11 protein-coding genes are annotated in these 11,833 nt (G+C 34.1%); 7 read left to right on the plus strand and 4 right to left on the minus strand.

The genetic code is table 11. The features are described 5' to 3' along the window. Window positions 1-108 precede the first annotated feature (108 nt). The 7 genes from NJT12_RS06950 (at window position 109) to NJT12_RS06980 (ending at window position 7,161) form a co-directional block, all read left to right on the plus strand. Window positions 109-1,068 (plus strand): ion channel, encoded by a 960-nt coding sequence (locus NJT12_RS06950; protein ID WP_271335163.1) that lies wholly within the window; start codon window positions 109-111, stop codon window positions 1,066-1,068. 74 nt (window positions 1,069-1,142) lie between these two features. Then, window positions 1,143-2,042, plus strand: a complete 900-nt coding sequence (locus tag NJT12_RS06955; protein WP_271335164.1) for a MerR family transcriptional regulator — start codon at window positions 1,143-1,145, stop codon at window positions 2,040-2,042. Window positions 2,043-2,079: 37 nt separating this feature from the next. Beyond that, complete coding sequence (locus NJT12_RS06960) at window positions 2,080-3,546, plus strand: phytoene desaturase family protein (RefSeq protein ID WP_271335165.1); 1,467 nt, start codon at window positions 2,080-2,082, stop codon at window positions 3,544-3,546. A 3-nt stretch (window positions 3,547-3,549) separates the two neighbouring features. Then, complete coding sequence (locus tag NJT12_RS06965) at window positions 3,550-4,389, plus strand: phytoene/squalene synthase family protein (RefSeq protein ID WP_271335166.1); 840 nt, start codon at window positions 3,550-3,552, stop codon at window positions 4,387-4,389. A gap of 206 nt (window positions 4,390-4,595) precedes the next feature. Next, window positions 4,596-5,036 (plus strand): sterol desaturase family protein, encoded by a 441-nt coding sequence (locus tag NJT12_RS06970; protein ID WP_271335167.1) that lies wholly within the window; start codon window positions 4,596-4,598, stop codon window positions 5,034-5,036. Window positions 5,037-5,265: 229 nt separating this feature from the next. Next, window positions 5,266-5,730 (plus strand): SRPBCC family protein, encoded by a 465-nt coding sequence (locus NJT12_RS06975; RefSeq protein WP_271335168.1) that lies wholly within the window; start codon window positions 5,266-5,268, stop codon window positions 5,728-5,730. 135 nt (window positions 5,731-5,865) lie between these two features. Further along, entirely contained in the window at window positions 5,866-7,161 is a 1,296-nt protein-coding gene (locus NJT12_RS06980; protein WP_271335169.1) for a cryptochrome/photolyase family protein, read from the plus strand. Between the two features lie 468 nt (window positions 7,162-7,629). Here the strand turns inward: NJT12_RS06980 and NJT12_RS06985 are convergent, their stop codons facing one another. The 4 genes from NJT12_RS06985 to NJT12_RS07000 are packed head-to-tail and all read right to left on the minus strand — an operon-like array spanning window position 7,630 to window position 11,742. After that, entirely contained in the window at window positions 7,630-9,048 is a 1,419-nt protein-coding gene (locus NJT12_RS06985) for an SDR family oxidoreductase (protein ID WP_271335170.1), read from the minus strand. Window positions 9,049-9,054: 6 nt separating this feature from the next. Then, window positions 9,055-9,738, minus strand: a complete 684-nt coding sequence (locus tag NJT12_RS06990) for an SDR family NAD(P)-dependent oxidoreductase (protein ID WP_271335171.1) — start codon at window positions 9,736-9,738, stop codon at window positions 9,055-9,057. A 40-nt stretch (window positions 9,739-9,778) separates the two neighbouring features. Further along, window positions 9,779-11,083, minus strand: coding sequence for an ABC1 kinase family protein (locus NJT12_RS06995; protein ID WP_271335172.1), 1,305 nt, complete (start codon window positions 11,081-11,083; stop codon window positions 9,779-9,781). Beyond that, the gene (locus NJT12_RS07000) at window positions 11,083-11,742 is read right to left on the minus strand and encodes a TetR family transcriptional regulator C-terminal domain-containing protein (RefSeq protein WP_271335173.1); all 660 of its coding nucleotides are present in this window, start codon (window positions 11,740-11,742) and stop codon (window positions 11,083-11,085) included. The genes NJT12_RS06995 and NJT12_RS07000 overlap by 1 nt, the downstream gene beginning before the upstream one ends. Window positions 11,743-11,833 lie beyond the last annotated feature (91 nt).

The following is an 11,833-nucleotide window of genomic DNA, read 5'->3' on the forward strand; positions in this document are numbered from 1 at the left end:
AAGCAATCTATAAATTCAACATTTACAGATTGCTTTTTTATTTAGAAATACTGATCTGATTTCATCCATAACTTATTCTTACATTTGCTGTTCAAAGCAACAACTTTAATGGCACTTTTAAAAAAGATAAATCACAAGGCACAAACTGACAAAAATTCCGGTTTTAGCGCTAATGCAAATAGTTATGGCGGAAGATTTGTAAACAAGGACGGAACTCCCAATATAGAAAAAAGAGGCATGCATTTGTTCCGCCGAATTAGCTGGTACCATACCATGATCGACATGCCCAATTGGAAATTCATGTCTATTTTGTTTGCTTTTTATATTGCAATGAATTTTATATTTGCAGTCGTTTACTACGCTATCGGAATTGAACATCTGGACGGGATTGAACAATCTCAAAGTGTATTGACTCAATTTGGTCAGGCTTACTTTTTCAGTGCTCAAACTTTTACAACGGTTGGTTACGGACATATTAGTCCAACGGGATTTTTGACAAGTGCCTTATCCGCTGCCGAAGCTTTAATTGGTTTATTAAGTTTTGCCATTGCAACAGGTTTATTTTTTGGAAGATTCAGTAAACCAGTAGCTTATTTAAAATTCGCAGACAATGCATTGATTTCACCCTATGGAGAAAACAAAGGACTTATGATACGTCTGGTACCTTTTAAAAATACCAATTTTACAGATGCAACAGCAAAAATCACACTAGGACTGAGTTTAGAAGAAAATGGAGTACAAACCAATAAATTTTACAGCTTAAAACTTGAATTAGACCACATAAATGCCCTTTCATTAAGCTGGACTTTGGTGCATCCAATTACAGAAGATAGTCCATTATTTAATTTTTCTGCAGAAGACTTTAAAAAAGCTCAGGGCGAAATACTAGTTTTCATCACCACTTTTGACAATATGTTCAGCAATACTGTCGCAGCCAGAACCTCTTATACTTTTAATGAAATTGTTTACGGAGCAAAATTTGAAACAATGTATAACCGAAGTAAAGACAACTCTAAAACCGTCCTGCATTTAGACAAACTAAACCATTACGAATCAGTAAACCTCTAGTAATCTATCATTTTGACTAAGTTATAAAGGTATTTTCATATTTTATTCTATTTTTGTTCACCAAATGGCCAGAAATGATAAACAATATTAAGACTGTTTTCAGCATAAAAGATCTCGAAAACTTATCCGGAATAAAAGCACATACCATTCGTATCTGGGAAAAAAGATACAACATCTTAGAGCCAATGCGAACTGACACGAATATCAGGCTTTATAATTTACAAAATCTCCAGAAGCTTTTAAACATTACGCTATTACACGAATACGGTTATAAGATTTCTAAAATTGCAACTTATCCTGAAGAAAAAATTCCGGAATTAGTTCGTGAAATTATTTCGACGAAAAATTCTCAGAATTACGCCATAACTTCTTTCAAAATGGCCATGATGAATTTTGATCAGGAAATATTCTTCAATACTTTTGATTGGCTAATTTCCGAAAAGTCATTTAAAGAAATTTTCAAAGATCACTTTCTTCCTTTACTAAAAGAATTGGGACTATTATGGCAATCAGAAACCATAACTCCTGCAAATGAACATTTCATGAGTCATTTGATCAAACAAAAAATATTAATTTACACGGAAAGCCTTCAAATATTAAAGCCAAGTAAAACCGATAGAATTTTTGTACTCTCATTGCCCTTAAATGAAATTCATCAAATAGGATTGTTATACCTGCAATATGAAATTTTATCTAAAGGCTATAAAACCATTTATCTTGGCGAAAGTATGCCAATAGAAAACCTTGAAGATCTCACCAGACATTTTGAAAATATTACGTTTGTATCTTTTATGACAATTCAGCCAGATCGCAATGTCATCAATCAATATGTAAAATCGATGGGCCAAAAATTACTACTAAACAATAACGAAATTTGGCTTATGGGAAATATGACAGAGCATATCGATCAGAAAATGCTATCAGACAAAATACGCGTTTTTGACTCTATGGAAGAAACTATTAGTATGCTATAAAGTTTTTGTTTAAAGTTTTTGTATATTTGTTAAACAAATGAAAAAAACAATAGCAATAATAGGATCGGGCTTCTCTGCTTTAGCCGCTTCATGTTACCTGGCGCAGCAAGGAAACAAGGTAACTATTTATGAAAAAAATGATACCATTGGCGGAAGAGCAAGACAATTCAAAAAAGAAGGTTTCACATTTGATATGGGACCAAGCTGGTATTGGATGCCTGACGTATTTGAGCGTTTTTTTCAGGATTTCAACAAAGTAACAACTGATTATTACGAACTTACAAAATTAAATCCAGCATATCGGGTTTATTTTGGAGTCGACGATTTTATCAATATCTATGATAATCTCGAAGAAATAAAAGCCACTTTTGAATCTATTGAAAAAGGAAGTGGTCAAAAACTTGAAACTTTCATCAAACAAGCCAAAAGCAATTATGACATTGCAATTAAAGATTTGGTTTATCGTCCCGGAGTTTCTCCACTTGAATTAATCACACTTGAAACCACTTTAAAACTCAACCAGTTTTTTAGTACCGTAAGTACTGATATACATAAGAAATTTAAAAACGAAAGACTAATTCAGATTCTTGAATTTCCCGTTTTATTCTTAGGTGCAAAACCAACTAAAACACCCTCTTTCTATAATTTTATGAATTATGCCGATTTTGGTTTAGGAACCTGGCATCCCAAAACAGGAATGTTTGATGTGGTTTGCGCAATCGAAAAACTGGCTCGAGAACTTGGAGTTACGATAGAAACGAATTCTCCCATCGAAAAAATAATAGTAGAAAACAATACTGCAAACGCAATTGTAATTAACGGACAAACAATCCATGCAGACATTATCTTAAGTGGAGCCGATTATCAGCATACCGAAACTTTACTGGATAACGAACATCGCGCCTACTCTGAGAAATATTGGGAAAGCAGAGTTTTTGCTCCATCTTCGCTTTTATTCTTTGTTGGTTTTAATAAAAAGATAGAGAACATCTCTCATCACGCACTGTTTTTCGATGTCGATTTTAATCAACACGCAGCAGATATTTACGACGAACCAAAATGGCCTGACGCACCTTTGTTTTATGCCAATTTTCCATCAAAAACAGATTTGACTGCTGCTCCGGAAGGCATGGAAAGCGGATTTTTCCTTATCCCTCTAGCACCTGGAATAAATGATAGCGAAGCACTTAGAGAAGAATATTTCGAAAAAATCATTACTCGCTTTGAGCAATTAACAAAGCAGGAAATTAAAAATAATATTATCTTTAAAAGATCATTCTGCAAAAATGACTTTGTAACAGATTATAATGCTTACAAAGGAAATGCTTACGGAATGGCCAATACTTTATTGCAAACGGCTTTTTTAAGACCGAAATTAAAAAGCAAAAAAGTGCACAATTTGTATTTCACAGGACAATTAACCGTTCCTGGCCCAGGTGTTCCGCCTGCTTTAATTTCAGGAAAACTAGTAGCTGAGTTAATTCAAAAATCTTTTAGATCTTAAAAAATGAAATCACTATTCGACACCGTTTCTTTCAAATGTAGCAAGTTAGTCACACAAAACTACAGTACCTCATTTTCGCTGGCTGTAAAAATGCTTTCACCAAGCATTCGCGAAGCCATTTACAGCATTTACGGATTCGTTCGTTTTGCTGACGAAATCGTCGATTCTTTTCATGACTATGACAAAGAAGGTCTTATCAATGATTTCGAAAAAGAATATTACAAGTCCATGAAAATGGGAATTAGCTTAAACCCAATTCTCAACTCATTTCAACATACCGTAAAAGAATACAATATTACAGACGATCTGGTTCAGGCTTTTCTAAAAAGTATGAAACTGGACCTTATAAAATCAACTTACAGCTCACAAACTGAATATGAAGATTATATATATGGTTCTGCCGATGTGGTGGGCTTAATGTGTTTGAAAGTTTTTGTAAAAGGAAACAATCAAAAATACGAACAGCTAAAAAACGAAGCGATGCGATTAGGTTCAGCTTTTCAAAAAGTGAATTTCCTAAGAGATCTCAAAGATGATAATTTGGTTTTAAACCGAAACTATTTTCCTGGGGTCGATTTAAATTCTTTCGACGAAAATGCAAAAACTACTATTATCAATGAGATCGAAGAAGATTTCAGGATTGCTTATCAGGGAATAGTAAAACTACCTATCGAAGCACAATTTGGCGTTTATACTGCGTATGTGTATTATAAAAAATTGCTTAAAAAACTAAAAAACACACCGTATTATGAAATTGGGAATTCAAGAATCAGAGTTTCAAATTACACCAAAGCGGGACTTTTAGCGCAATCTTTTGTAACTTACAAGTTAAAATTAGTGTAGGATCGATTTCTAGCACATAGAAATATAGAATTTCCCATTTGAATAAAAGTCAAAATAAAATGACAAATCATTTTCACATAACTATGTGTATTTCAACAAGTGAAACGCCTCTTTTTTAAAGCTAACAAAAGCTATGTCTCTATGAGTTTAAATAAACTACATAATAAAAATCAAGAACTAATTTTCAACAATTCAAAACATAAAAAATGATTTCTTTTTTAATCTTTTTAGGCGTTTTTCTTTTCATGGAATGTGTTACCTGGCTTACGCACAAGTACATCATGCACGGATTGATGTGGTATTTTCACGAAGATCACCACCAGCCCAAATACGAAGACACTTTTGAGCGCAACGACATTTTCTTTGTCATTTTTGCCATCCCGAGTATCGTTCTTTTTTATTTTGGCGTTCAGGCCGGATTCAATTATTTATTTTTCATCGCCTGCGGAGTCACCACTTATGGTGCTTGTTATTTTTTAATTCACGATGTTTTAATTCATCAGCGCTTTAAATGGTTCAAAAACACGAAAAACAAATACCTGATTGGCCTTCGAAAAGCACATAAAATTCACCACAAACATCTGGGAAAAGAACACGGAGAATGTTTCGGGATGTTATTCGTTCCATTCAAATATTATAAAATGTAAACTGCTTCTGTTAAAAAAATAATAACCCGTTGGGTGAAATGTCTAAATGTTCTAATTAAACACATAGAAACATAGAATTTATGATTGTGAAAAAGTAAAATAAAAAGAAACTCGTTTCTCACACATAGCTATGTTTGTTAATGCTAGTGAAACGCCTTTTTTGAACATACAAAATCTATGTCTCTATGTGTTCAAAAAATAACCGACAAGTAAAATGTAAATCGATTTTATGAAAGTATATAAACTAGAAACCGTACAACACTTAAACGCCAGTATCGAAAAATGTTGGGACTTTTTTTCGAGTCCACAAAATCTCGAAGCGATTACGCCTAATGATATGAGTTTTGTAATTCAGGATTTCGATGGCAAACGCATGTATCCCGGACAAGTGATTACCTATACATTAAAACCACTTTTGGGAATCAAAATCAACTGGATGACGATCATCACCGTTGCACAGAAAAATCAATATTTTGTAGACGAACAGCGTTTTGGCCCCTATGCATTATGGCATCACAAACACTTTTTTGAAGCCACAGAAAATGGTACAAAAATGATCGATGTTGTTCATTATGCATTGCCTTTTGGTTTCTTGGGCCAACTTGCCAATACAATAATGGTCAAAAATAAACTGAAATCAATTTTCGAATATCGCCATAATAAAATCGAAGAGTTATTCAATTCAAAAGTATAATTACTCAAAAAAAATTTGCCACAGATTATAATGATTCAAATGATTTTTTAATCCGTGTTAATCTGCAGAATCTGCATGAAAAAAAATCCTTTATAAATCCTTATAATCTGTGGCATAAAAAAAGAATACAATATAATGACTAAACAAAAAGTTACTTTTTTCTGGTTTCGACGTGATTTACGTCTTGATGATAACATCGGATTATTCAATGCCTTGCAATCTGATTTTCCCGTAATTCCGTTATTTATTTTTGACGAAGATATCTTAGAAAATCTTCCTAAAGATGATGCCCGTGTTAGTTTTATCTACGATTCACTTCAGAAAATAAACGAAGAACTTCAAACAATCGATTCTTCTCTATTGATCAAAAAAGGAAAAACTTTTGAGGTTTGGAAATCACTTATCAAAGAATATGACATTCAGCAAATCTTCTTCAATAAAGATTACGAACCTTATGCGATAAAACGAGATTTAGCCATTTCGGCTTTATTAAAAGAAAATAATACGGAATCCTTTTCATTCAAAGATCACGTGATTTTCGAAGAAAAAGAAATCACAAAAGCCGATGGACTTCCGTACACTATTCATACGCCTTATAAAAATAAATGGCTCGAGAAATACCATCTTTCAGGACATGCTCAGGAATATGACACAAAACCTTTATTAATCAATTTTGCTAAAAATCAATTCACATTTCCTGAATTATCTGACATTGGTTTTGAAAGAAGCACGATAAAAGTACTTCCACATAACTTAACTCAAATAGGCAATTATAAAGAAATAAGAGATTTTCCAGCTATAGATGGCACTTCTTATCTTTCGCCACATTTACGTTTTGGAACTGTGAGTATTCGAAAACTGGTTAATTGGGCAAACAAGAAAAACCAAACTTTTTTGAGCGAATTAATCTGGAGAGAATTTTTTATCCAGATTCTGTTTAATTTTCCTAATTGTGTCAATCACAATTTCAAATCAGCTTATGATGGCATTCAATGGCGCAATAACGAAGACGACTTCAAACGCTGGTGTTCAGGAACTACAGGTTACCCAATGGTCGATGCAGGAATGCGTCAGCTTAATGAAACCGGATATATGCACAATCGAGTTCGCATGGTTGTAGCCAGTTTTTTATGCAAACATTTACTGATTAACTGGCAATGGGGAGAAGCGTATTTTGCAGAGAAATTATTAGATTTTGAATTGGCCTCAAACGTTGGCAACTGGCAATGGGCAGCAGGAACAGGATGCGATGCCGCGCCATACTTCAGGGTTTTTAATCCTGAAATACAGCAAAAGAAATTCGACGAAAAAAGCATCTACATTCGCAAATGGATTCCTGAATTTGATTTGGGTTATAATGCACCAATGGTGGAGCATGCTTTTGCGAGAGACAGGGCAATTGCGACTTATAAGAAGGGAATCTTGAAATAAATTCAATTTTTTATCCCGAAGCTTCGGGACCAAATTCCAAACATCTGATGCTTTAAAACTTGAGTACGCAAGTACAAATTGCCTGATATTTAGACCAACAGAATATAAAGACAATTCAAGTCCCAGAGGGACGATATATTTATAGAAAAGATACACATCATCATGCTAAAGCTCCAGCGGAGCGACATATAATTGCCCTTAAGATTATAAAATATACCACCCCGCTGGGGTTCTGTTCAAAAAAAATAATTTTCTATAAATATATCGTCCCTGTGGGACTTACAACGATGATTTTTGATATAACGAAAATCAGATTTCAAGAAGAATCAGGGAAGACAAGCTCGCTGTTATGACATTAATCGATGAAACTTCTAATAAAAACTAAATCCCTAGCCCTGATAGAAGCGGTATCCTTTTGTTTTTTTTTTAACAAAAGATACAAGAGGATAGCAGGAATAGCTCCTAAAACTACTTAATGAGTTTATTAAGCATTCCGTTGAAGATAAAACCATGGAATGGCAAAACGGAATACCAATATAGTTTTCCTAATATACCATTAGGCTTAAAGGTTGCGGCCTGATATAAAGTGTTGTGTATAATTTTGAATTCGAGCCAGGCTTCACCTGGAAGTTTCATTTCGGCGTATAAAATCAGTTTTCCTTCTTGTTTATTGGCATACAAAACACGCCAAAAATCTAAAGCATCGCCGGAATGAATGTCGTGTTTATTGGTTCGGCCGCGACGTAAACCTACGCCACCAAAAAGTTTATCGATAAAACCTCGTAAACTCCAGAGCCAATCGCCGTAATACCAACCTGTTTCGCCTCCTATTGACCAAATTCTATCAATCGTATAATCGCGATTTTCAATTTGTTTTTTTCTTCGGTCGATATAACAGCCTTTTTTAGGAACTTTTAGATGTGCTGAGATATTTCGGTTAAAACGTCCGCTTACAAGGGAATCTTTCCAGCTTGAAGCTACTTTATCTTCTTCGACTTTTAGCAAAGCTCTCGAAAGTGCTTGTTTGTACGTCATTGGTTTTACCTGCAAAAGCTCATTTATGCGGTGATCCTTGCAAATAACCTCGACTTTCATACTGCTTACCAAAGCCGATGCCAGTTTATAAGAGGTTGAAGTAACAAAATACAACCAATACGACGACAACTTAGGTGTCATAACCGGAATGGTAAAAATGTATCGTTTGAGTTTTTTTGCTTCGGCGAATGCCAACAACATTTCTTTATAAGTTAAAATATCAGGACCTCCAATATCAAAACTTTGATTGTACGTAACAGGATTTAAAAGTGATTTTGACAGAAATTCCAAAACGTCAGTGATTGCAATAGGCTGGCACTTTGTATTGAGCCATTTGGGTGTAATCATCACCGGAAGTTTGTTGACCAAATCCCGAATAATCTCAAACGAAGCACTACCCGACCCAACGATAATTCCCGCTCTTAAAGTAGTCAAAGGCACTTTTGCTTTGGCTAAAATACTTTCAACATTTTTGCGGGAAGCCAAATGTTTAGAAAGCGATTTATCATTTACGATTCCGCTTAAATACAGGATTTGTTGCGCCTGAGTCTGATTGAGTCTTTCAACAAAATTAGTAGCCGAAATACTTTCGAGTTCATCATAATTGGTATCAGGTCCTGACATGGAATGAATGAGGTAAAAAGCAGCATCGATATCGGCAGGAATTGCCGATAAAGTTTCTTTTTCGAGAAAATCGACTTCTATGACTTGTACTTTTTGCAGAAAATTTTCGGGTATATAAAATCTGTTTTTATCTCTTACGCAGCAAATTATCTGATGTCCTTGCGCGACTAAAATGGGCAAAAGACGTTTGCCAATATAACCTGTTGCGCCTGTTAAGAGAATTTTCATGGCTGTTTAGATTTTAAATGTCACTAAACCATAATCCATTTCGAAAATTTGACCTGAAATGGAATTCGCTTTTTCCGAAATCAGGAAATCAACCATATTAGCGACTTCTTCAGGTTTTAAGTAACTTTTCATAGGATGGCGATCGATCATATTTTCTTTCATACGATCGTTTCGCAAAATAGAAGCCGAAAGAGAAGTATCTGTAATTGTGGGCGCAATGGCATTGACGCGAACTACAGTTGCCAACTCAGCACCAAGGTTTTTTGTTAAACCTTCGACACCCGCTTTTGCCGTTGCAATACTGGCATGAAAAGGCATTCCTAATTTTACGGCAACCGTACTGAATAAAACGATCGAAGGCTCGTCGCCTCTTTTTAAAACAGGCAAGTATTTCTGAATGGCTTTTACAGCACCAATAACATTAATTTCGAAATCGTTTCTAAAATCATCAACGCTTAAATTCGAAATGGGTTTAAGCGTAATCGATCCGGGACAATAAATTAAAGCATCAACTTCTGCTATATCCGGCAGTTCGTCCTTCAAAACATCTAAACCAAAATGGGTAAGATTAGGATGTGTAAGTTTGGGCGCGCTTCGGCTGATATTAAAAACCCTATTTGTCTCTAGCTGTTGCAACAAAATAGCACTTCCTATGCCTTTACTTCCTCCGATGATTAATATATTTCTCATTTTTCTGATGTTTATTTGATTACCGGAGGACGATTAGGTTCTAATATTTGAGATAATTATTAACAGCAATCTTAGCTTTCAAATCAAACATTAAATTATATAAACCAAAGAAAGTACGATTCATATAGATAAAATGTTTTGAGCCACGATTTCCGTTCATTTTTTTGAGATTGGTATCGTTAGAGAAACGCTCTCCCAATTTGGCAATGCTCTCAAAGAAAGTTTCATCGGCAAAATCGAAGGTTTCGTTTTGGAAAGGTTTTGTAAAAAGTGATAGTAAATCATGAAACATTTCGGTAAAATATTCTATTTCGGCAGGTGAATCATCCGGGCGAAGAATTTCTAATTCGAATAATTTTTGATTGAAAAGTGCTTTATCTGTAATTACGTTTTTATTGATCAACTCAAAATATGGTACATAAAACTCTTCCGGAATTATTTTCATGCATCCAAAATCAAGTGCAATCAAATTGTTTTGATCGTCTACTAAAAAGTTCCCGGGATGCGGATCTGCATGTACTTTTCGTAATACGTGAATTTGATACATATAGAAATCCCAAAGTGCCTGACCTAATTTGTCGCCAACTGCTGCATCAGTATTTATAGCAGTAAATTCAGAAAGATGAATTCCGGTCATCCAATTCATTGTAATGATTTTCTCTGACGAAAACTCAGGATAATATCTCGGGAAAAGTAAATTTTCGATTTTACTACAAGCCTCAACTACTTCCTGACTTTGTTGTAATTCAAGCAAATAATTGGTTTCTTCTATCAGTTTATCTTCGACTTCTTTAAAATATTTATCAGAATCTTTTCCCTGAAGGTTAAACATTCTAATGGCGATAGGTTTTACTAAAGCTAAATCTGATGAAATGCTATTGGCAACACCGGGATATTGAATCTTAACGGCTAACTTTTTTCCGTCTTTTACTGCCAAATGTACCTGACCAATACTGGCTGCATTAACTGAATTTGCATTGAATTCGTCGAAGATTTCATAAGGCGTTTTTCCAAAATTGGTTTTGAAAGTCTTTAAAACCAATGGCGCTGAAAGTGGCGGAACTGAAAATTGCGACAAAGAGAATTTCTCTACATAGGCCTGCGGCAAAAAGTTCTTGTCCATGCTTAACATTTGGGCTACTTTTAACGCACTTCCTTTCAGGCTTTTTAGTCCGTCGTAAATATCTTCGGCGTTATTTTCATTAAGTTTATCGCGTGTCAAATCAGGATTAACCATTTTTTCGGCATAATGCTTTACGTAGTTTACTCCTATTTTGGCACCTGTTTGCACCAATTTACTGGCTCTTTCTATTTTTGATGTTGGTATATAATCGATTGTTTTCATTATTTGCTGTAGATTTTTTCTTTAAAAAGAAATTTACCTAAATCTATTAAATGATTTAAGGGCGCAACATTCATTAATTCAAATGAAGCATTAACTGATTTTTCGATAAAAATATCTGTTTTTTCAAAAGCTGCTGATTCATCATCAACCCAGAATTTGATCGTAAGCATTAATTGTAACCAAGCTGATTCCTGAATTCCTTTTTCCTGAAATTTTTGCAATTTTTCCTGTTCTAATCTGTAATCATCAGTCAGGATTTCTGAAACATATTCTTTAAAACTATTTCGAAGTGTAGTAAGCTGTACAAGATTCTTTAGCGGATTTCTGTCGAATTTTAACGATTGTAAAACATAACTTCTGTTGGCGGTTAAAATTTCGAAAAAAGTGAAATAAAAACTCAACATTTTGTTTTTCATATCATATTCTAAATATTCTGCGTTTTTGTTTAACAAATCGATTGTATTGGCAAAAAACAATCTGAATATTTCTTTTTCTAATCCTTCTAATGTTCCAAAAAAAGCATAAAATTCAGCTTCAGTAAAATCATTTTCTTTTGCAAAATGATATACCGATTTTGGCTTTTCTCCTTTTTCTAAAACTTCATTCATATATATTGAAACGATGTCTTCTTTACTGATTACCTTGCTTTTAGTTACCATTTTATTAAAGTTTTAAATTTGCATTAAAGGTAATCAATGTTTAATTATCTTTACTTATCGTTAAACAGAATATGATGTTAAATATATTATA

Origin of the sequence: Flavobacterium azizsancarii (genome assembly GCF_027980145.1) — a bacterium.
Lineage (GTDB): Bacteria > Bacteroidota > Bacteroidia > Flavobacteriales > Flavobacteriaceae > Flavobacterium > Flavobacterium azizsancarii.

What these genes read in the sequence shown, in the direction of transcription:
- NJT12_RS06950 (WP_271335163.1), top strand. Translation starts at nt 109, where the DNA reads ATGGCACTTTTAAAAAAGATAAATCACAAGGCACAAACTGACAAAAAT.
- NJT12_RS06955 (WP_271335164.1), top strand. Translation starts at nt 1,143, where the DNA reads ATGATAAACAATATTAAGACTGTTTTCAGCATAAAAGATCTCGAAAAC.
- NJT12_RS06960 (WP_271335165.1), top strand. Translation starts at nt 2,080, where the DNA reads ATGAAAAAAACAATAGCAATAATAGGATCGGGCTTCTCTGCTTTAGCC.
- NJT12_RS06965 (WP_271335166.1), top strand. Translation starts at nt 3,550, where the DNA reads ATGAAATCACTATTCGACACCGTTTCTTTCAAATGTAGCAAGTTAGTC.
- NJT12_RS06970 (WP_271335167.1), top strand. Translation starts at nt 4,596, where the DNA reads ATGATTTCTTTTTTAATCTTTTTAGGCGTTTTTCTTTTCATGGAATGT.
- NJT12_RS06975 (WP_271335168.1), top strand. Translation starts at nt 5,266, where the DNA reads ATGAAAGTATATAAACTAGAAACCGTACAACACTTAAACGCCAGTATC.
- NJT12_RS06980 (WP_271335169.1), top strand. Translation starts at nt 5,866, where the DNA reads ATGACTAAACAAAAAGTTACTTTTTTCTGGTTTCGACGTGATTTACGT.
- NJT12_RS06985 (WP_271335170.1), bottom strand. Translation starts at nt 9,048, where the DNA reads ATGAAAATTCTCTTAACAGGCGCAACAGGTTATATTGGCAAACGTCTT.
- NJT12_RS06990 (WP_271335171.1), bottom strand. Translation starts at nt 9,738, where the DNA reads ATGAGAAATATATTAATCATCGGAGGAAGTAAAGGCATAGGAAGTGCT.
- NJT12_RS06995 (WP_271335172.1), bottom strand. Translation starts at nt 11,083, where the DNA reads ATGAAAACAATCGATTATATACCAACATCAAAAATAGAAAGAGCCAGT.
- NJT12_RS07000 (WP_271335173.1), bottom strand. Translation starts at nt 11,742, where the DNA reads ATGGTAACTAAAAGCAAGGTAATCAGTAAAGAAGACATCGTTTCAATA.